The following is a 21,207-nucleotide window of genomic DNA, read 5'->3' as shown; positions in this document are numbered from 1 at the left end:
TTTTATGAAAAAGTTTTGTTTTTTATTCGCATTATTGGGTGTATTCGCTTGTTCGGAAGATGAAAACATGACGGCTGATTATTTTAAATCTCAAAAAAGAGACAGCCGTTTCTTTGGGAAATGGGCTGTAATAAATTCTAAAACATTTGAGGAAGTTGTTACTGTTACGTTTTATAGTGAATACACAAAAATTGGGGAACATCTTCGGATAGACCGAGAAACAGGAGAAAGTAATCAAAGAGTAGAATATTATTATACAAAAGGAGATAGACTCTACGTGTTAAACCCTGGCTCTGGTTTTAAAGTTTCTGCTTCGGTATATGAATTTCGATATGAATTTTCTGATTCGGATAACATTTTGATTTTACAAGAATACACAAACGGAGAACCAAGTAATCATAAACGATTTCTGAAGCGTAAATAACACTTTTATGAAAAAGTTTTACTAAGTTGCTTATTTAATCAGATATCAAATCTGTATGGTAAACAGGTTATGTATCAATTATTCGTTTGATAATATTGTTATTTTTTTTGAATTGAGAATGATTTATTCGCATAAACATTTAGCCAAATATCTATGAATATTAAAGGCTGAAATCTTAGAATAAGTCATTCTCAATGAAGTTTTACTTTGAACGATAAATTAGCCATACCAAATATCAATTTCAAAACAAGTAAAAAAACTTCCAAATTTATCTTTTGAGTTCAGTACTTAATTACATATATTTTCTTAATGGTTAAACACTGATTTTCAGTATTTTAACCACTTTTCATCGGCTTTAAAGACAAAGTTCGCACTGCGGAATATGTGTCGTTAAAAAAATCAATGAATGTAGCCTAGAAAATCTATACTACCTGAGCGTAGGGAGTTTAGAAATTTTCAGCAAAGTATGTGAGAGTTGATTTTTGGTAAAGTATCCACAGCATTGAATTTTTGGTTCCACATACTAAGCTTTCGCTTACTATGTTTCAGGACAAAAGTACAAAATATGAAAATAAATAATGAACTCAAATTTATTTTTTAAAATCTTCATCATTATCTAATCTCATGAGTCGAAAAGAAATGAATTTATGTAAAAAAACTAGGAGTATCCCATAATCTGTGTAAGTTGAAAAGTTATTCTGAAATTTTTTGAGCCCTTAAAAGCTCAAAAAAAATTTCGGAAATAACTTTTTAACTATTTTTGACCCATAATTTAAACAGATATGATTAACAAGGAAGAATTGCTCAACAGCAAAGAATTTTACAAGTCATTTAAGACTGCTGAGGACTTGACAGGTTTCTTTAAAGAGCTCCACAAAAAAGCGGTGGAACATATGCTCAATGCCGAACTCGACGTTCACTTGGACAACGAAAAACACGACAAAACTAAAGATGGAAATTATCGTAACGGACACACTTCCAAGAAGATAAAAACTTCCTTTGGCGAAGAACAAATCCAAGTTCCTAGGGATAGAGACGGTAGTTTTAACCCAATGTTAGTCCCTAAACGCAAGAACGTTATCGATGGTTTGGAAAACATCATCGTATCGTTCTATGCCAAAGGAATGAGCGTGAGCGACATCGAAGAACAAATCCAAGAAATGTACGGCTTTGAAGTATCAACTTCCACAATATCAAGGATTACCAATGCGGTTACCAATGAAATGGTCGCTTGGCAGAACCGCCCGTTGGACGAGCTGTATCTGATTGTTTGGATGGACGGCATCGTTTTTAAAGTTCGTGAGAACTCAAAAGTTGTCAACAAAACCATTTACCTTGCTGTGGGCTTGAATCGAGAGGGAAAAAAGGAAGTTTTAGGAATGTGGCTCGGAAAGAATGAAAGTTCCGCCTTTTGGATGAGCGTTCTCACTGATTTAAAGGCTCGTGGAGTGGAAGATATTCTCATTACTGCCACCGATAATTTAAACGGATTTACGCAAACCATTCGCACGGTTTTTCCCCAATCACAAACGCAAATATGTGTGGTTCATCAGATTAGGAATGCTTGTAAGTATGTGGTTTACAAAGACAGAAAAGAATTTACAGCCGATATGAAACACATCTATACTGCCCCTAACAAGGAAGCTGCCAAGGTTGCTTTGGAAGATTTTGCCCAAAAATGGGAGTCAAAATACGGCTATGCTATCAAATCTTGGTATGACAATTGGGACGAATTGACCGTATTTTTCGATTTTCCGTTAGAGATAAGAAAAATTATTTACACAACCAATCTTATTGAGAATCTGAATGGTAAGATTCGGAAATACACCAAAAACAAGCTGTCTTTCCCAACAGACGAAGCTGTGCAAAAGTCCGTTTTCTTGGCTTTGAGAGAAGCTACCAAAAAGTGGAGTATGCCTATCCAAAATTGGGGGATTGTCTTGAACCAATTTATGCTTATATTTGCACAAAGACTCAAACTATAAAAACTTAACCCCAACTTTTTAACTTACACACTTAGAGGGATAGTGTCAAAAAACTCAATAAAACACATCCAAAAATAGCATAAAAACATTGAAAATAGGTTTTTTATGACAAATCTTTTTTTTGCAATATATCGCTTTTTTATATCTTTGCCACTAAAATATTTTATATGCTTACACTAAGAAAAAGTCATACCTTAATCTACGCTATTTTTGAAAAACATATTAACGCTACTACGAGTGAAGATATCGACTTTATTTTTGATTTGGTGGACTACTATCGTCAGCAGTACAATAAAAAAACAACAATTGATTTGACTGAATTGCTTTCTGAAATACGAAATGATAAAGAAAAAGCCCATTTTTTGAAAGCAAAACTCGTTTCTGTCTTCTCAGATAAAAAAAAGACCATACTCCTAACCGATGCAGGATTACTCAGTAGCACCTCATTTTTCAAAGAACTTCGACGCCGTGTGTGGCATAAATTGATTCCCGATCAGCCTTTAAACAACAGTATTCAGTACGTTCTAAACCAATTGTTTTACAAATCTTCCGACACAAATTGGTTGAGTGCTATTCCTATGGACAATTGGTTTGAATTTTTAGAAATACTTTCGTTATCAACTTTTTATGATGACACAAAAAACCGAAGAGTCACCAAGGAAATCCTTCTAGCAATTATGATTCTTTCCCAGCGTATGGGTGGTTTTGCTCTACAGACGGATGTAATGCGGATGGTTCCCGAGTATTCCTCTTTGGAAAGTCCATTTATTGCTTTAGACGATGAACTTAACGCTTTGCATCGGGCTATAATGAGCCAAGACAAGCCTTATTTAAGTTTAGAGGATCATCATTTAGATCTCAAACAACTGGACATCTTAGTAAAGCAGTGTGAGGATTTCGTAGAAAAAGCTGTAAACAACACTTCTAAATATGGGGTTTCATTCAATGTAAATCAAACTCTTTTGCTCATTCGTCAACAGGTACGTCGTATCCGGAAGTTATATAATTTCTTGTTTATCAGCGGTGAAGAAGAGAAAAAACGAAAAAGCATTGAATTTTACTTGAGTTTGGTACGTGTTAATTCTAAAAAGAACAATATCAGCAAATTAATTGATGATAGCGTGTATAATATCACCTATGAAATTACGAATTATACAGGTAAAACGGGAGAACATTACATAACCTCGAATGCAAAGGAATATTTTTTGATGTTCAACACCGCTTTTTGGGGAGGTATTATTGTGAGTTTCATGTGTTTAGTTAAGTTAGCACTTTCAAAAACGGAATCAAGTGAGTTTATCCATGCCTTGAATTATAGTTTGAATTATGCCATCGGATTTGTAGTCATCTATTTAATAGGGGCAACTTTAGCAACTAAGCAACCTGCAATGACGGCATCAACAATTGCTCGAACTTTAGAAAATTTAGAGTCCAAAGACACGAAAGAGAAAAATAAACGCTATTCAGAATTTTCGGCCTTGTTTGCTCGTTTGTTCCGTTCGCAATTCGTCGCCTTTGCAGGAAATGTACTGGCGGCTTTCCCAATGACGTTACTACTTATTTGGGGGCTTACTTTCTTGTTGGATGGATATAACTTGGCAGAAAGTAAACATGATAAATTATTAGCCGAGCTTGATTTCCGACAAACACCCGTTTTTTTACACGCTTGTATTGCAGGAGTATTTCTATTTCTTTCTGGAATTATTGCGGGAAATGTAGCCAGTGTAAATAATTTCAATAATTTTTACTACCGATTGTCAGAACATCCTGTCTTGAAAACCATTTTAGGCAAACAACGAATGATTAAAATTTCCAATTGGATGAAAAAGAAATGGCCCGGAGTGGTTTCCAACATATGGTTCGGATTTTTTATGGGGTGTACAGGAGTAATAGGTACGTTTTTAGGCCTAGATTTAGACATCCGACACATTACTTTCGCCAGTGGAAATTTAGCATTGGGCTTATTTGGTGCAAACTTTGACATAGGTTTAGAGCTATTGCTATGGTCAATTGCAGGAGTATTCATTATTGGATTTGGAAATTTTATAGTGAGTTTCTCACTTTCACTGTTCATCGCCTTGCGTTCAAGAGAAATCCCTGTGTTTGAACTTAAAAACCTAACCAAATCCGTTTGGATACGATTCAAACAGCGACCAATGTCATTTTTCTTTCCAAGTAGGGAATCAAAAACAGTAGAAAGTGTTTAGAATATTCCCAAGCTAACATCATTTTCTAAGACACTTAATTTTTTAAACAGATAATTTTTTAAAGTAGAAAACATATTTATAATGAAAAAATACATACTTGCATTAACCTCCCTTTTTTTTGCAATAAGTAAAGCACAGACCCCCAATCCATTATTAGCAGAAGATGCTGAAAATCAAAAAAAATGGGTAGAAGAAACCTACGCAAAGATGACACTGGAGGAACGTATCGGTCAGTTATTTATGGTTTCCGTATTTTCCAGTCAAATTAACACCCGAAATACCGAAGTGGTAAAAGATTTCATCAAAAAATATCACATTGGAGGAATAATTTTTTCCAAAGGAGGGCCAAAAAGACAAGCAAAACTCAATAATGAGTATCAATCCCTATCAAAAGTACCACTTTTTATGGCAATGGATGCCGAATGGGGACTGGCGATGCGTTTAGATTCTACCTATGCCTACCCGTGGAATATGACTATGGGAGCTGTAAAAGACGAAAAACTTATCGAAAAAGCCGCTTTCCGCATCGGGCAACACTGCAGACACATGGGGATGCAATTCAATTTTGCACCTGATATTGATGTGAATACGAACCCTGCTAACCCAATTATTGGAAATCGTGCTTTCGGTGAAGATAAAGAAAATGTAGCTATCAAAGGGATTGCCTTTACCCATGGAATGCAATCGGCGGGTGTGTTAGGCAGTGCCAAGCATTTCCCAGGACATGGCGACACAGCCAAAGATTCACATAAAACTCTTCCGCTCATTGAATTTTCAGCTCACCGTATTGACAGCATAGACCTTTATCCATTTCGCAAATTGGTGGATAGTGGAGTGGCAAGTGTAATGGTTGGACATCTAAATATTCCTGCTTTGGAACCCAAAAAAGGACTACCCTCTTCCCTATCCTATACCATCATTACCGAGCTTTTGAAGAATAAAATGGGATTCCAAGGCCTAATTTTCACCGACGCTTTAGGTATGAAGGGAGTAGCAGAATATATGCCTGTGGGAGAAGTAGAAGTAGCAGCTTTTTTGGCAGGAAATGATATTTTGCTAATGCCTGAAAATATGGCGGTAGGTTTTGAAGCTATGAAAAAAGCCTATCAGCAAAATCGGATTACTGAGGAGCGTTTAGCATATTCAGTAAAGAAAATTTTAATGGCAAAATACAAAGTAGGATTAACCTCATTCACCCCATTGGATGAAAAGACCATATACGATAATTTACATAGCTTGGAGGATGATTTGCTTACTGAACAGATTTTTGAAAACGCCTTAACAGTAGCTAAAAACAACAATAAAACTCTACCAATCAAGGATGTAGACAAAAAAATTGCTTACGTCAAATTTGGAAACGACAGTGGGTGGACATTTTACACAACGCTTCAAAAATATGCCGATATCTCTCTTATTGAACCCAAATCGATAGAACAATTACAAAAAGATATCGCATCCTTTGAAACCGTTATCATAGGGCTACACCGTCCGAATCGAACTCCATGGGATGCTTACCAATTCACCAAAGACGAGCTATTGTGGTTAGAAAATATCGCTAAGAAGAAGAAAGTGATTTTATCCATATTCACTCGCCCATATGCATTGTTGGATGTCAAAGACATTTCAAACATTGAAGCAATTATCGTTTCCTATCAAAATCACAAAGTAGCACAAGAGAAAACAGCTCAGTTAATTTTCGGTGCCATTGAAGGAAAGGGGGTGCTTCCAGTATCCGCACATCCACTCCTACCTGTAAACACATCTATACAAACTCCAAAAATAGGAAGATTATCCTATGGATTACCTGAAAGTGTCGGAATTAGCTCAACTAAACTGAATCGCATTGACAGTGTGGCAAAAGAGGTATTGTCGAAAAGAATGGCTCCCGGAATGCAAATTTTAGTTGCCAAACAAGGGAAAATTATCTACCGTAAAAATTTCGGAACTTTGGACTACAACGATAAAAATAAAGTTACCGACAACACCATTTATGATTTAGCTTCTCTGACCAAAATATTAGTAACCGTACCACAATTGATGAAAATGTATTCAGAAGATAAATTCAATGTAAATGGTACATTTTCAGATATATTACCCTATTTAAAGAACACCAACAAAGGGAAAATGAAAATTTTGGACGTATTGTCTCATTACGCCCAATTTCAGTCCTGGATTCCTTTTTACATGCAAACGCTCGACCCCGATAAAAAACCATTATCAGAGTGGTATAACACCCAAAAAACAAAGGACTACAACGTGCAAGTAGCAAAAGATTTATTTATGAAATCCGAGTATGTCAACATAATGTATCAACGCATCGACAGTAGCGATTTAATTAAGAAAAAACGCTATTTGTACAGCGATTTACCTTATTACTATTTTAAAAAATATATTGAAGAAACCTATAAAAAAACGTTAGACCAAGTAATTGATGAACATTTTTATGCAAAAATGGGAGCTTATCATCTGACCTATTTTCCTTTGAAACGTTTTTCGTTGGGAAGCATAGCACCTTCTGAAGTAGATACATATTTTCGTCATCAAGAAATCCGAGGCTACGTACACGATCAAGGTGCCGCTATGCTCGGCGGAGTGGGAGGACACGCGGGACTTTTTGGTACAGCAGACGATGTAGCCAAAATGATGCAACTATTTTTACAAAATGGCTACTATGGAGGCACTTGGTTTTTACAACCTCAAGCACTCACTTTGTTCAATACATGTACATTTTGTAGCGAAAAAAACCGAAGAGGACTCGGTTTTGATAAGCCACAACTCGAAGGAGAAGGCCCTACTTGTGGATGCGTACCAATGTCGAGCTTTGGACATACAGGTTTCACCGGAACATATGCTTGGGCAGATCCTGAGAATGAGGTGATTATCGTATTTCTATCGAACAGGACATTCCCAACAGCTGAAAATAATCTACTAATCAAAGAAAACATCCGTCCAAAGATTCAACGCATTGTGTATGAAGCGTTGAAATAATAGAAAGCATATTGTATTGCTTTTGTAGAGAAGATTTACTCCATATATAAATCAATCAAGCCTTCAGGGGTTTTGACGATGATTTTTTTGTGCTGTCTATCCACCTTTTCGATAAATTCATCGTTCATGGGGATAAGTAATTCCTTTCCGTCATTTTCGACCTCAAACAGAGCTTGTGAAGTAATGTCATTCACGCCGACAATTTTTCCAACGTAACCATAATTCACATCCTCCATCGTGAAGCCTATAATTTCGTGAAAATAAAACTTATTCCCTGTCAATTTTGGCAAGAAAGACAATGGTAAATAAAGTTTTGATTTCATTAAAGCATCAGCATCTGCTTCACTTGAAACATCTTCAAATTTGATACGCAGTAAGTCTGTTTTATGCAAGGAACATTTCTCAACAAAAAAAGGAACCAGATTATTACCTAAGGCAATAAAAACTGATTCCAAATTTTCATACAATTCAGGGTCGTCTGAGTCTAATTTGACTAAAACTTCGCCTTTAAAACTGAATTTTGATACAATTGTTCCTACATAGAAGCAATCTTTCAAAGTCATAATTATGCCTCAGTTTCGTTGTTTTCAGGTGTTTCAGCGTTTTCTTCTACTTGAGCCTCAGCTACGGCAGCATTTTTACGCTTTTCACTTACCTCTTTTTCAGCTGCCAAAGACTTAGCTTTTGCCTCTGCTTTGTCTTTCGCTAATTTTTCTTCTTTAGAAGTAATTTTTCCTGATTTTTCTTCCAACCAAGCGTTGAATTTAGCTTCAACTTGCTCTAATGTTAAAGCTCCTTTGGCAACACCTCCCAACAAGTGATATTTCAACAAAGCTCCTTTGTAAGAAAGGATTCTTCGAGCTGTGTCAGTAGGTTGAGCTCCGTTTTTTAACCATTTTACTGCAGCATCAACGTTTAAGTCGATTTGAGCAGGGTTTGATACAGGATTGTAAGTTCCAATTTTTTCAAGGAATTTACCATCTCTTTTTGCACGTGAATCAGCAGCAACCACCCAATAAAATGGTTTTCCTTTTTTTCCGTGTCTTTGTAATCTAATTTTTACTGGCATAAAAGTTTAATTTTTAGAGGTTCTCGACCTCAGTTATTAATTCAAGGTGCAAATATAGACTATATTTTTGAATTATGAAGAAAAAAGTAACTTATTTTCAAAAAGCAGCTACATTTTGTCCATTCTGATGATTTTTATGACGCTAAAAGGTTTTCCTCCTCGTCCACATAAGTAGTGAAACTTGGTATGAAGATAACTTACTTTTACATGTAATCCATTGGTTTGAAACTGATTATCAAAACCATCCATAGCAAAATATATCCCATTAATTTCTATGAGCCAACCACAACCGTCCGATGCAGGATTTCCCATATCAACGATTTTTCCATTACTTATGATGATTCCTTCAGGATCATCCTCAATTTTACTACCACTACATCCGATGATCATCAACCATATAGATGCTAAAAATAAAATCTTTTTCATCACTTTATTATTTTTGAGTTCCTATTATAATGAATCTATCTCTACTTATTTAAAAAAAATAATCATTAAAAAGTAAATAAAATTAAATATAATGATTCTTTCGTTAAAAATCCATAAAAAGATTTATGCAAGAGATTTAACTTAATGATTTTCATATTTTTGGCACTTTGCCAAAGTCTTAAAAACTTTGGTAAAGTGCTTTGAGATAGTAATTTAAGCAAAATAAAAAGTCAAGACGAGTTCAATCTAAAACAAAAATACAGCACCGATTTAATCAAAAATCTGGAATATTTTCTTTCAAACACGCTTTTATTTTATAACATTTATTATAAAATAACTCTTAACACTATCAATAGACTGCACAACACACCTACAAAGGTAATAAAAAAAGGAACTATAAACAATTTATAGCTCCTTTTTTGTAATAACCTCAAAAAATATATTAGCTTTCGCTTGTATTTTTCTTATCAAAATCTTTTTCCAAAGTATCGTAAATCATAGGTGCTGCTATGAATAGTGAAGAATAAGTACCTACAAGTACACCTACAATCATAGCGAACATAAATCCACGCAAGGATTCCCCACCAAAGATAAAGATAGTTACCAATACTGCCAAAGTAGTAATAGAGGTGTTTAACGTACGGCTAAGTGTACTGTTAAGTGCTACATTGATTTTCTCTTTGGTAAAATTAGGCTCTTTCATATACTCACGTATACGGTCATAGATAATCACCGTGTCATTGAGCGAATATCCTACCACAGTCAAGATGGCTGCAATGAAGGCTTGGTCAATCTCCATATTGAATGGCATAAAACTATATGTCAATGAGAAAATACCTAATACCAAAATCACGTCGTGCGCAGATGACACTACTGTACCCACAGAGAATTGCCATCTTCTGAATCGGAATAGGATGTAGAGAGCAATCACAATTAGTGAACCAATAACTGACCAGTAAGCACTACTCTTAATGTCTTCTGCTATTGTTGGTCCTACTTTCATTGACTGAACGATACCAATAGCATCGGTCTCTGCATTCGAAAACTCTTCGTAGCTATATCCTGCTGGTAAAAATTTTTGCAATCCTTTGTGAAGCAATTCTTGAATTTCATTATCTACCTGAGTGCTTTCTTCCTCTACCTTATATTTTGTAGAAACCTTAATCTGATTTGCTGCACCAAATGTTTTTACTTCAGTAGTTCCTAAGTACTGCTGTAATTCGGCAGCCACCTCGGAAGCTACAACTGGGTGTTCAAAACGAATCTGGTAGGTTCTACCTCCTACGAAATCAATACCTTGATTCAATCCTCGTGTAGATAAAGATATGATACTTACCAAAACAGCTATTCCAGAAACAATATATCCTATTTTACGTTTTCCTATAAAATTGATATTTACGTTTTTGAATAAGTTTTTAGTCAAATTTGTAGAGAAAGCAAGATCATGTTTTTTCTCTAAGCTATATTCAATCAAAATACGTGTGATAAAAATAGCCGTGAACAACGAAGTGATAATACCTATTAGTAAAGTAGTAGCGAAACCTTGGATAGGGCCACTTCCAAAGAATAATAAGATAATAGCAGTCAATCCTGTTGTAATATTCGCATCTAAAATGGAAGAAAGAGCATTATTGAAACCGTCTTGAACAGCTTGTGCTACTCCTTTCCCTTTAGCCAACTCTTCTTTTGCACGTTCAAAAATCAACACATTCGCATCGATAGCCATACCGATAGTCAATACGATACCCGCAATCCCAGGAAGAGTCAATACAGCTCCTAAACTTGCTAATACACCAAAAACTAATAAGATATTCAAAATCAATGCAATATCTGCATAAACCCCTGCTCTTCCGTAATAGAAAATCATCCAAGCAAAGATAAAAATAGTAGCAATCAAAAACGAATTAAACCCGCTATCAATAGCCTCTTGTCCCAAAGATGGCCCAACTACTTCCGATTGAACGATGTCAGCTCCAGCAGGTAATTTACCTGCACGAAGTACGTTAGCCAAGTCAATTGCTTCGTTTAAAGTGAAATTTCCTGTGATTTCAGAACGACCACCCGCAATAGCTCCATTAGTAACTCCTGGTGCTGAATAAACTATGTCATCCAACACAATAGCTATATTTCCTTGTTCCTTAAATGCTTTATCAGTAAGGTTTTCCCATATTCTCGCACCTTTACCATCCATCTGCATAGATACCGCAGGTTGGTTTCTCATATCAAAGGTTTGAGAAGCATCTGTAATTACGTTTCCTGTCAAGGATGCTACATTGTCTCGGTTACCTTTCAAAGCATATAACTCAATCACATCCGTATTTTTAGCTGGTTTTCCCCAAACGAATTTTACGAATTGTAAATTTGGTGGCAACAAACGTTTTGCGTCTGTTGATTTTAAATAACTATTTACTTTTGCTGTATCCTTAATACTTGCACCGAATAGCACTGGAGAACCCTCGTAAGTAGGTACAGGTTTCAGTAAATCAAACAAAGGATTGACTTGATTTACAGAGTCTTTCTTAACATCAGTAAGTAGTGAGTCAATCGCAGAAGTGGTTTCCGTAGCCTGTGGTTTGATAGTTGCTACCAACTGTTGGTTTAAAGCCTCTAAATAAGGAAATACCTCTACGTTTTTAAATGTTTCCCAAAACTCCAGTTGAGCTGTACTTTGTAACAAAGTTTTAACACGGGTAACATCTTTGGCTCCTGGAAGCTCAATCAGAATACGCCCCGAAGTTCCTAAACGTTGAATATTAGGTTGTGAAACTCCAAACTTGTCGATACGTTTACGCAATACCTCAAAAGCTGAAGTGATAGACTCATCCACTTTGCGTTTAATTATTGGACGAACTTCATTATCAGGCATTTGTATGTTTATCTCATCGCTCAACGCTTTATTAGCGAAAACCTCAGGAGATGCCAATTTTCCACCATTATTTTGGTATGCCTCAAAAAACAAATCCAAATAAGTGCGGTCTGTTTTTACCAAAAGCTCATCAGCCTCAGCTAATGATTTGTTAAAAATAGGGTCTTTTGAATTGTTCGCCAACCCTTTTAAGATGTCTTTTACAGAAATTTGCAGGATTACGTTAATACCTCCTTTCAAGTCAAGACCTCTGTTGAGCTCTTTTTCTTTGACTTCACCGTAGGTGTATTTCGTCACACCGATGTTATACACCGATTGTCCTAACATAGAGTCTAAATACTGAGATTCAACTCTTTCGCGTTTAGAAACATAGTCCGTTTCTGAACTTAACACCTTTGCCTCAGCAAATGCTTTAGCCTTGTTCTCTACCCTATTCGCCACAAACGTAAATGAAAGCTGATACACGCTCACAAGTCCGAACAACAGTGCAAATAGTTTAATAAGTCCCTTGTTTTGCATTTTAAATATTAATTACTAATTCTTTTTTTCTTCAATCGGCAAATATATACATTTTGAGGAATATACCACCATATGTAGTTGTTAAAATTTTTAAGTTTTTTTTAGTAACAAAAGCTTTATTTTATAAACAATTGATTTTCAAAGTTTTTCAGATTCTTTTTTAAAGATATCTTCTTTAATTTAGTTTTTCATATGTATTCTTTTTCTGAAGTTTGTTAATTTTTCATCTTTTCGAGACAAATTATTTTAGTTATTATATGTGTAATCTTATTATATATTTTTGAATATCAAAAAATTATACTGATTTTACGAATCATAAATAAGCCGATGTCAAGCAAAAAAACAGACAACAGAAAAGAATAGTATTGGCTTGAAAAGATATTGCACATTACTTGATTTTTTCATACCTTTGTGCGTCCTTTATACAAAAAAATTATCCTACGTACGAAAACTTAAAAATTATAAATATATGAAAACATTTATCTTACTGCCCTTCTGTTTTTTATGGCTTTTTTCTTGTACTCCAAAAGGAGAGTTGACTGCAAAAGACGCTCAGGAACTGATTATTGATCATTTGGAACAGCACCCTATTTTTGAGCAAGGTAAATTTGACACTTCAAAACAACGGATTGACTCGAAAAAACAGCGGGAACTACTCACCTCTTTAGAAAAGTTACAAGAAGAAGGATTGATTGAAATCAACAACGAAAAAACCCGAAAAAAATGGTTTACAAAAGACTCCATTTTTGTGGTAACAACAAACTTAACAAAAAAAGCATTGCCCTATGTAGTACAACAGAACAGAAACCATACGTTGGTTAAAACTATTCTATACAAACTCAATGAAAGTAAGGAAGTTGTGATTGAGAAAAAATCAGAGAAAAATGCTGTTTGTACCGTATTTTTAGATAAAGAAAAAACTCCATTTTACTACTTTGGAGATGATTCAACCCCAAAATCAGATTTTATCTCTCGAAAATTCAAACTGAAATTCAGTGAACAAGAAGGATGGAAAGTAGCTAAGTGATTAACATATTTATGATTTACGAATGAAAAATGCTATCATACTGACGCTCTTTCAAGCTATAAGTAGCCTTGTTTCAGGGATTCTTATTTCACAAATGTCTTTCCTTGGACGCGTAGGAATCAGCTTGAAATACAGAGAATATCTCGTTTTCAAAACATGGTGGAAAACTGCTTTATTGATTTTTACTGTGCATTTGGCTATCATTTTGTTACTTTACCTCTTGCGAAAACTGATCGGCTTTTGGGGAATGAAAATTGTAGTTGCCTTATTGTTTGCCTTGGGTGTGGCGGGTGTCTACTTGACTTATCAGGACTTCACAACCACAATGCACAAGGTAATGAAACAGAAATTTCATTTTGGGTTCTACTTATTTTGGCTGAGTTGGTTTATCACTTGTTTCTATTTTCTATTGATGAAGAAACCGAAGATAAAATCATATAAGGAAAATCAACAGCTTCATACCTCTAAAGAAAGAAATCACCATACGATTGTCGAATAAAAAACAATATCAAAAAAATAATGAAATTACCCGCTATCAAACTTGCACAACATATCATCCAAGCATGTAAGACGAAAAACATACAGCACATAGTCATCTCACCAGGTTCACGTAATGCGCCTCTGACTATTGGCTTTTCCAACGATCCTTTTTTCACGTGTTACAGCATTGTTGATGAACGTTGTGCTGCGTTTTTTGCATTGGGAATTGCTCAACAGAAAAAACATCCTGTAGCAGTAGTTTGTACTTCAGGATCGGCTTTATTGAATTATTATCCTGCTGTAAGTGAGGCTTTTTACAGCAACATTCCTATGGTAGTAATTTCTGCTGACCGACCTTCAGACAAAATTGATATTGGTGACGGGCAAACCATACGCCAACAGAACGTATTGATGAACCACAGTGGCTATAACGCTAATTTATCGGATAAACAACATAGTGATGCGAGTAACATCTATGAACTGAACCGAGCTTTGAATACTGCGATTGCAGAACGATTGCCTGTACATATCAACGCTCCTTTTGAAGAGCCTCTCTATACAACCACCAACGAAATTTTTCCTTTCGAGAATTTTTCGGAGAGAGAACGTATTTATAGTGCAACACCCGCTCAGAACAAAAATTTCATACAGGCGTGGAATCAGTCAAAAAAGAAAATGGTATTGGTTGGAGTTTTATCGCCAAACGAATTAGAAAATAGATATATAGAAAAATTGGCCGAAGACCCTTCTGTTCTGGTTTTAACAGAAACTACCTCGAATTTACATCACGAAAAATTTATTCCCTATATTGATAAATTACTAACTTATACGGAAAAAGATGAATCCCTAAAAGCAGATTTACAACCCGATTTTTTACTTACTTTTGGTGGATTAGTAGTATCAAAAAAGATTAAACAATTCCTCCGGAAATATCAGCCTAAATTTCATTATCACGTTGATAGATACAAAGGTTATGATTCATACTTTTGTCTGACCGATCATTTAAAAACAGATATAAATTCATTTTTTACGGACATATCGCTGGAATTAAAAACCATTTCATCGAATTATCAAAAACGTTGGACTACTGTAAATACGGAAATTCACAAACGTCATCTGGAATATATTAATCAAATTCCTTATTCTGACTTGAAGGTTTACAAAAAAATATTTGAAAACATTCCTGATAATCAAATGGTTCAATTAAGTAATAGCTCTACTGTTCGCTATGCTCAGCTATTTCGCTTAAACCCTTCTTGGCAAATTTTTTGTAATCGGGGAACGAGTGGTATTGATGGAAGTACTTCAACAGCCATCGGAGCTGCTATAGGAAGCCAGCGACCGACCCTGTTGATTACGGGAGATTTGAGTTTCTTCTACGATAGTAACGGGCTATGGAATCACTACGTTCCGAAAAATTTTCGTATCATTCTGATAAATAACCAAGGAGGAGGCATTTTCAGAATTCTTCCTGGGGACAAAAACGATAAGCATTTCGAAACTTATTTTGAAACTCCACATCAACTTACAGCCATGCATCTTTGTAAAATGTACGAATGGGACTATGACCAAGCTGACAATATCACTGATTTAACAAATAAACTACATATTTTATTTGAAAAATCAGACCGACCACGCCTGTTGGAAGTACACACACCACGCACTGAAAACGATAAAGTTTTGTTAAACTACTTTCAAGTATTAAAAAAATAGACTAACTTCACACTTTAATTTATAAACATTGATTGATATGAGTAAAAGAGACGAACTTATTGAGGTTTACGCCAAAGATTTAAAAGAAAAGTGTGGAGTTACTCCCGATTTAGATTTTCTAAAAAAAGTGACCGTAGGATTAGGTCCTTCCATTTACAACGCGGATTCATCAACTGTTGCAGGTTCTGACCAAATGGAATTGGATCGCGTGAAGCAAAACTTTTTAATTAAAAAGTTAGGATTAAGCGACGGGCCTGAATTAGACAAAGCTATTGATTCAGTTATCGAAACTTACGGAAGATCCAACAAAACAAAGCATCGTGCTGTAGTTTACTATCTATTAGCGAAACACTTCAAGAAAGAATCTGTTTACAACAAGTAAACCCGATTAAATTAACGATTTTAAAAAACTGTCTTCGGGCAGTTTTTTTATTTATGTTGAGTTTTAAAAAATATTTTTTTTATCATTAAACAACATTTTTTTACTGAAAATCAAGTTATTTTCTTTGCTTACAAAATATTTTTTTCAAAAAACGAATTATCTATACAAAAAATTTGTACTTTTGTCTGAATATAAATCAAAATAGACTAGTGATATGGAGTATTTAGATTTTGAACTGCCAATCAAAGAATTAGAAGAGCAAATGGAGAAATGTGCCATCATCGGTGACAAAAGCGATGTGGACATGACGGATGCTTGTAAAAAAATTGAAAAGAAACTCAACCAAGTTAAAAAAGAAATATACGGAAATTTAACCCCTTGGCAACGAGTACAGATTTCACGTCATCTGGACAGACCTTACACGCTTGATTATATCAATGCATTATGTGGGGATTCCTTTTTAGAACTTCACGGTGATCGTACTGTAAAAGACGATAAAGCAATGATAGGAGGATTTGGGAAAATCGAAGATCAAAGTTTCTTGTTCATAGGACAACAAAAAGGGGTAAATACAAAAATGCGACAGTACCGAAATTTTGGTATGGCAAATCCTGAAGGATATCGGAAAGCATTGCGTTTGATGAAATCGGCTGAAAAATTTGGCATTCCCATTGTTTGTTTGGTTGACACACCTGGAGCTTTCCCTGGAATTGAAGCTGAAGAAAGAGGACAAGGCGAGGCTATTGCCCGTAACATATTGGAAATGTCACGATTGAAAGTACCTGTTATTGTATTTATCATCGGTGAGGGAGCCTCAGGAGGTGCTTTGGGAATTGGGATTGGAGACCGTGTGTATATGCTTGAAAACACTTGGTATTCAGTAATTTCGCCTGAATCGTGTTCTTCCATTTTATGGAGAAGTTGGGAATATAAAAAAGAAGCTGCCGAAGCTCTGAAGTTAACTGCTCCTGACATGAAAAAACTTAAATTGGTCGATGAAATCATCAGAGAACCATTGGGAGGAGCTCATCGCGATAGAGAAACTACCTTTTTGGCTGTTCGCAAAGTTATTTTAGAAACCTACAACGAACTGAAAAAGTTACCAACAGACAAACTTGTTCAAAAAAGAATGGATAAGTACTTGAATATGGGGGTTTTCAAAGAATAGGGATACAAATCTATTTAAAAATAACAAAAAAGGTAAGTGTTGATAATCAATACTTACCTTTTTTTAATGAAGCTTTTCAAACTTTATCAACAGCTTATTAACAAACGATGTTCATAGATCTCTCTTCTTTGAATTGTTTTTTTTTCTAATTTCGCACTATGAAAGATTTACAACCATATACAACCATACAAGAAACTTCACCTGTTTCTTCTTCAATCATTAATTTAGAACGTGGAAAAATCCCTCCACAAGACATTAGTATTGAGCAAGTTGTACTCGGTGCTATGATGATTGACAAAAAAGGAGTAGATGACGTTATTGACAAACTCACACCTGATGTTTTCTACAAAAAACAACATCAATTTATTTACCAAGCTATTTACGACCTTTTTCAACAATCGGAACCCATTGACTTATTAACAGTAGTGGAGCAGTTGCGTAAAAATGGTAATCTGGAGGCTGCAGGGGGAGAATATTACCTAATCCAATTGACACAACGAGTGTCTTCTTCGGCACATATTGAGTTTCACGCACGAATTATCATGCAGAAATTCATCCAACGTAGGTTGATTCAAATATCATCAGAAATTATTGAGGAGGCGTATGATGAAACCACCGATGTTTTTGATTTGTTGGATTCGGCAGAGTCTAAACTTTATGAAGTAGCTCAAGGGAATTTAAAACGGTCGAGCGAATCAGCGGAAGAGTTGGTAATCAAAGCATTAAAAAAAATCCAAGATATATCCAACAAAACTGATGGATTTAGTGGCATCCCTTCGGGATTTACTAAATTGGATCAACTTACATCAGGTTGGCAGGCGAGTGATTTAATTATCGTAGCCGCCCGTCCGGGGATGGGAAAAACAGCACTTACTCTGTCGATGGCTCGAAACATTGCCGTTGGTCAAGGGATTCCCGTAGCGTTCTTCTCGTTAGAAATGTCGTCGGTACAGCTAATCACACGTTTAATATCTTCGGAGACAAGCCTTCCGTCAGAAAAATTACGTACAGGAAAATTAGAGCCTCACGAGTGGCATGTATTGAGTACGCGTGTGAAAGATCTGGAAAAAGCTCCTTTGTATATTGATGATACACCGTCCATTTCGATTTTCGATTTACGAGCGAAAGCACGTCGTTTGTCGTCACAATATGGTATCAAATTGATTATCATTGACTATTTACAGCTGATGACCGCAGGTGGAGGCTCTAAAGGTGTCGGGAATCGTGAACAAGAAATTTCGACAATCTCACGAAACCTAAAAGCATTAGCTAAGGAATTAGACATTCCTGTGATTGCTCTGTCTCAATTATCGAGAAATGTGGAGGCTCGTCCTGGACATAAGCGTCCACAACTTTCGGATTTACGTGAATCGGGAGCTATTGAGCAAGATGCTGATATTGTATCTTTTATCTATCGACCTGAATATTATAAAATCATGGAATGGGACGATGAGGCACAGTCCTCAACCAAAGATCAAGGGGAGTTTATTGTAGCTAAACACCGCAATGGAGGATTGGAAAACATACGCTTAAAATTCTTAGGTCAATTTGGTAAGTTCGACAATTTAGATGATTTCGATACGTTTGGAGGAGGAATTCCTCAGGAAATAAGTTCACGAATAAATGATATTGACACATCAAAACTTCCGTCTGTGGAACAGGCTTTTGGAACACCTCCGCAAATCCCAAATGATGAAGATATCCCGTTTTAGGAAAGAGTTTATTCAAAAAACTTCGCCAATATTATTGCTTTTGAGCAGACAACTTTGGCGAAGTTTTTGTATAATTCGGATTCTTATGGTGTTTTGTACATTGGCTCCACTCCTATCGAAAATTTATAATACAAAGAAACTATATTTGCAACATAACTTCACGGCTCTGAGTAGAGACAAGCAAAACTTAGATTAATGGAATATTGTGTTTCAAACATTCTTCCCTCATAGATTCTGGCCAAATACTTGCTTGAATTTCACCAATATGAGCTTTATGTAGCAAAAACATACATAGACGCGACTGTCCAATACCTCCTCCAATAGAAAAAGGTAATGAACCTTCAATCAATCGTTTGTGGAAATAAAGCTCCAATCGGTCTTCTTTTCCTTCCAATTTCAACTGATGTAGCAGAGCAGCTTTATCCACACGAATTCCCATTGAGGACACTTCAAACGGAAGTTCCAACACAGGATTCCATAAAATAATGTCACCATTTAATCCGGCTAATCCGTTTTCGATTGTACTCCAATCATCATAGTCTGGAGCTCGACCATCGTGTTTTTCGCCATGACTCAATTTATTACCAATACCCATAATAAATACAGCTTTGTATTCCTTTGCAATAGCTGCTTCGCGTTCTTTAGGTGTTAAATTTGGATATTTTTGTAATAATTCTTCGGAGTGAATAAAATGAATTTCAGGAGGTAAAATAGGCTTTATACTCGAAAAACTTTCGCATACTAAATACTCCGTACGTAGTAAAGTTGCATAAATTCTGCGAACAATATTTCTCAAAAAATCGGTGTTGCGTTGTCCTTCGGAAATAACCATCTCCCAGTCCCATTGGTCAACGTACAGAGAATGCAAGTTACCAAGTTCTTCATCGGCACGAATCGCATTCATGTCAGTATAGATACCGTATCCTTGTTCAATGCCGTAATCGGCTAACATTACTCTTTTCCATTTTGCTAATGAATGTACCACTTCGGCACGAACTTCATTCATATCCTTAATAGGAAAATTCACAGCTCGTTCCACACCGTTCAAATCGTCATTAAGCCCTGTACCTCGCAATACAAACAAGGGTGCTGTTACTCTACGAAGACGCAGTTCAGCCGAAAGGTTGGCTTGAAAAAAATCTTTAATTTTCTGGATTCCTAATTCCGTTTGTTGTAAATCAAGTGAAGGTCGATAGTTTGTAGGTTTAATTAAATAACTCATCAATTATTAGTTTTTATCTTATTATTTAGAAACAAAATCTAAGGCTTTTGGAAGCGATTCTTTCCAAAATTGCCAATTGTGTTTTCCTTTTCGACGAATATAATCGTGTGAAATACCTTTATTTGTAAGCATCTGGTGGAATAGATCGTTTGAATGGATAACTAAGGTATCTTCTGTACCACATTCCATTATATAGCGGGGTAGTTTTGTCAATTCCTCAGAATTTTTCTCATCTAAAATTGATTGAATAACAGGAATAGCTGTTAATAAAAAGCCTCCACTCATGGAATAAACTCCTCCAAATTTCTTGTGATGCTTAAATCCAAGATAAGTAGCCCCAAAACCTCCCATAGAAAGCCCTGCAATGTGTCTGTTGGATTTATTGTCTAAAATCCGATATTTTTTTTCGATAACGGGGATAAATTCTTCCATAAAAAAATCTTCGTATTGCATCTGTTCTGTGTTGTAGTAGAGTGAATTATATCCATTTGGACAAATAACTATCACCTCTGGAAGCCCTTCGGAAATAGCCTTATCAACAATATTTTTCAAATCACCATACGTTACCCAATGCTTATAATCTTGATTCATTCCATGCAAAAGGTACAATACAGGGTATTTTTTCGTAGTATTGGAAGCATAATGAGGAGGTAAATATACCGAATAGGGTTGCTGTCCACCTAAAATCGTACTAAATATAGACTGTGACATATCCACTTTGCTATCATTATCAATCTCAACAACAAGCTGTTCTTTTCGACACGAAACGCTGATGAATATCAACAATACGAAGTAAATGTATCTCATATCTAATAGTTTTTTCAGTTGCAAATATATCATATTTTTACTTTGTAATGGTAAAATCCTTGCAATTATTAATTGTAAATATCTATTACGGTTATTAATAAAAATGCCGTAACCTCCTGAAAAATGTCATTCAGTGTTTAAACATTAAAAAGTATACGCAATTAAGTACTGAACTCAATAAATTATAAAAAAGGCTGACCTGTTTTTTTGGT

At 35.5% G+C, this 21,207-nt stretch carries 16 protein-coding genes; 10 read left to right on the top strand and 6 right to left on the bottom strand.

The annotated features are described in order from the left end of the window. Positions 1-4 precede the first annotated feature (4 nt). From CGC49_RS09730 to CGC49_RS09715, 4 genes are all read left to right on the top strand, one after another. Entirely contained in the window at positions 5-424 is a 420-nt protein-coding gene (locus tag CGC49_RS09730; RefSeq protein WP_095912511.1) for a hypothetical protein, read from the top strand. A gap of 782 nt (positions 425-1,206) precedes the next feature. Further along, on the top strand, positions 1,207-2,409 hold the full coding sequence (locus CGC49_RS09725) for an IS256 family transposase (RefSeq protein ID WP_095893597.1): 1,203 nt from the start codon (positions 1,207-1,209) through the stop codon (positions 2,407-2,409). A 167-nt stretch (positions 2,410-2,576) separates the two neighbouring features. Beyond that, positions 2,577-4,616 (top strand): recombinase, encoded by a 2,040-nt coding sequence (locus CGC49_RS09720; protein ID WP_095912510.1) that lies wholly within the window; start codon positions 2,577-2,579, stop codon positions 4,614-4,616. A gap of 81 nt (positions 4,617-4,697) precedes the next feature. Next, positions 4,698-7,604: a glycoside hydrolase family 3 N-terminal domain-containing protein gene (locus CGC49_RS09715; RefSeq protein ID WP_095912509.1), complete on the top strand. Its 2,907-nt coding sequence runs from the start codon at positions 4,698-4,700 to the stop codon at positions 7,602-7,604. 35 nt (positions 7,605-7,639) lie between these two features. Here CGC49_RS09715 and rimM read toward each other — a convergent pair whose 3' ends face one another. The 4 genes from rimM to secDF form a co-directional block, all read right to left on the bottom strand. After that, positions 7,640-8,167, bottom strand: a complete 528-nt coding sequence (gene rimM / locus CGC49_RS09710; protein WP_042007057.1) for a ribosome maturation factor RimM — start codon at positions 8,165-8,167, stop codon at positions 7,640-7,642. Between the two features lie 2 nt (positions 8,168-8,169). Beyond that, complete coding sequence (locus tag CGC49_RS09705; protein WP_042007059.1) at positions 8,170-8,673, bottom strand: 30S ribosomal protein S16; 504 nt, start codon at positions 8,671-8,673, stop codon at positions 8,170-8,172. 108 nt (positions 8,674-8,781) lie between these two features. Then, positions 8,782-9,099 carry a hypothetical protein gene (locus CGC49_RS09700; protein ID WP_042344908.1) on the bottom strand — a complete coding sequence of 106 codons (318 nt, stop codon included), beginning with the start codon at positions 9,097-9,099 and terminating at the stop codon, positions 8,782-8,784. A gap of 442 nt (positions 9,100-9,541) precedes the next feature. After that, positions 9,542-12,484 carry a protein translocase subunit SecDF gene (gene secDF / locus CGC49_RS09695; protein ID WP_095912508.1) on the bottom strand — a complete coding sequence of 981 codons (2,943 nt, stop codon included), beginning with the start codon at positions 12,482-12,484 and terminating at the stop codon, positions 9,542-9,544. Between the two features lie 469 nt (positions 12,485-12,953). Between secDF and CGC49_RS09690 the strand changes: the two genes are divergently transcribed. The 6 genes from CGC49_RS09690 (at position 12,954) to dnaB (ending at position 18,966) form a co-directional block, all read left to right on the top strand. Next, positions 12,954-13,511, top strand: coding sequence for a hypothetical protein (locus CGC49_RS09690; protein WP_095894236.1), 558 nt, complete (start codon positions 12,954-12,956; stop codon positions 13,509-13,511). A 22-nt stretch (positions 13,512-13,533) separates the two neighbouring features. Further along, positions 13,534-14,010 carry a hypothetical protein gene (locus tag CGC49_RS09685; RefSeq protein WP_042347592.1) on the top strand — a complete coding sequence of 159 codons (477 nt, stop codon included), beginning with the start codon at positions 13,534-13,536 and terminating at the stop codon, positions 14,008-14,010. A gap of 20 nt (positions 14,011-14,030) precedes the next feature. After that, positions 14,031-15,704: a 2-succinyl-5-enolpyruvyl-6-hydroxy-3-cyclohexene-1-carboxylic-acid synthase gene (menD, locus tag CGC49_RS09680; protein WP_095912507.1), complete on the top strand. Its 1,674-nt coding sequence runs from the start codon at positions 14,031-14,033 to the stop codon at positions 15,702-15,704. Positions 15,705-15,741: 37 nt separating this feature from the next. Next, complete coding sequence (locus tag CGC49_RS09675) at positions 15,742-16,086, top strand: DUF2853 family protein (protein ID WP_042007071.1); 345 nt, start codon at positions 15,742-15,744, stop codon at positions 16,084-16,086. A gap of 214 nt (positions 16,087-16,300) precedes the next feature. Then, positions 16,301-17,254 carry an acetyl-CoA carboxylase carboxyltransferase subunit alpha gene (locus tag CGC49_RS09670; RefSeq protein WP_042007074.1) on the top strand — a complete coding sequence of 318 codons (954 nt, stop codon included), beginning with the start codon at positions 16,301-16,303 and terminating at the stop codon, positions 17,252-17,254. A gap of 158 nt (positions 17,255-17,412) precedes the next feature. Continuing rightward, positions 17,413-18,966, top strand: a complete 1,554-nt coding sequence (dnaB, locus tag CGC49_RS09665; RefSeq protein WP_095912506.1) for a replicative DNA helicase — start codon at positions 17,413-17,415, stop codon at positions 18,964-18,966. A 187-nt stretch (positions 18,967-19,153) separates the two neighbouring features. Here dnaB and asnA read toward each other — a convergent pair whose 3' ends face one another. Further along, positions 19,154-20,188: an aspartate--ammonia ligase gene (gene asnA, locus CGC49_RS09660; protein WP_042347588.1), complete on the bottom strand. Its 1,035-nt coding sequence runs from the start codon at positions 20,186-20,188 to the stop codon at positions 19,154-19,156. Between the two features lie 21 nt (positions 20,189-20,209). Continuing rightward, positions 20,210-20,995 (bottom strand): esterase family protein, encoded by a 786-nt coding sequence (locus CGC49_RS09655; RefSeq protein ID WP_095894234.1) that lies wholly within the window; start codon positions 20,993-20,995, stop codon positions 20,210-20,212. Positions 20,996-21,207: the final 212 nt, after the last annotated feature.

Origin of the sequence: Capnocytophaga sp. H4358 (assembly GCF_002302515.1) — a bacterium.
Taxonomy (GTDB): domain Bacteria; phylum Bacteroidota; class Bacteroidia; order Flavobacteriales; family Flavobacteriaceae; genus Capnocytophaga; species Capnocytophaga canis.
The sequence above is the reverse complement of the archived record's forward strand: the minus strand, read 5'-3'. Positions and strand labels throughout refer to the sequence as shown.

Coding starts and splice junctions, on each gene's coding strand:
- CGC49_RS09720 (WP_095912510.1), top strand. CDS start 2,577: ATGCTTACACTAAGAAAAAGTCATACCTTAATCTACGCTATTTTTGAA.
- menD (WP_095912507.1), top strand. CDS start 14,031: ATGAAATTACCCGCTATCAAACTTGCACAACATATCATCCAAGCATGT.
- asnA (WP_042347588.1), bottom strand. CDS start 20,188: ATGAGTTATTTAATTAAACCTACAAACTATCGACCTTCACTTGATTTA.
- CGC49_RS09725 (WP_095893597.1), top strand. CDS start 1,207: ATGATTAACAAGGAAGAATTGCTCAACAGCAAAGAATTTTACAAGTCA.
- CGC49_RS09675 (WP_042007071.1), top strand. CDS start 15,742: ATGAGTAAAAGAGACGAACTTATTGAGGTTTACGCCAAAGATTTAAAA.
- CGC49_RS09700 (WP_042344908.1), bottom strand. CDS start 9,099: ATGAAAAAGATTTTATTTTTAGCATCTATATGGTTGATGATCATCGGA.
- CGC49_RS09715 (WP_095912509.1), top strand. CDS start 4,698: ATGAAAAAATACATACTTGCATTAACCTCCCTTTTTTTTGCAATAAGT.
- CGC49_RS09730 (WP_095912511.1), top strand. CDS start 5: ATGAAAAAGTTTTGTTTTTTATTCGCATTATTGGGTGTATTCGCTTGT.
- CGC49_RS09690 (WP_095894236.1), top strand. CDS start 12,954: ATGAAAACATTTATCTTACTGCCCTTCTGTTTTTTATGGCTTTTTTCT.
- dnaB (WP_095912506.1), top strand. CDS start 17,413: ATGAAAGATTTACAACCATATACAACCATACAAGAAACTTCACCTGTT.
- CGC49_RS09670 (WP_042007074.1), top strand. CDS start 16,301: ATGGAGTATTTAGATTTTGAACTGCCAATCAAAGAATTAGAAGAGCAA.
- rimM (WP_042007057.1), bottom strand. CDS start 8,167: ATGACTTTGAAAGATTGCTTCTATGTAGGAACAATTGTATCAAAATTC.
- CGC49_RS09685 (WP_042347592.1), top strand. CDS start 13,534: ATGAAAAATGCTATCATACTGACGCTCTTTCAAGCTATAAGTAGCCTT.
- secDF (WP_095912508.1), bottom strand. CDS start 12,484: ATGCAAAACAAGGGACTTATTAAACTATTTGCACTGTTGTTCGGACTT.
- CGC49_RS09705 (WP_042007059.1), bottom strand. CDS start 8,673: ATGCCAGTAAAAATTAGATTACAAAGACACGGAAAAAAAGGAAAACCA.
- CGC49_RS09655 (WP_095894234.1), bottom strand. CDS start 20,995: ATGAGATACATTTACTTCGTATTGTTGATATTCATCAGCGTTTCGTGT.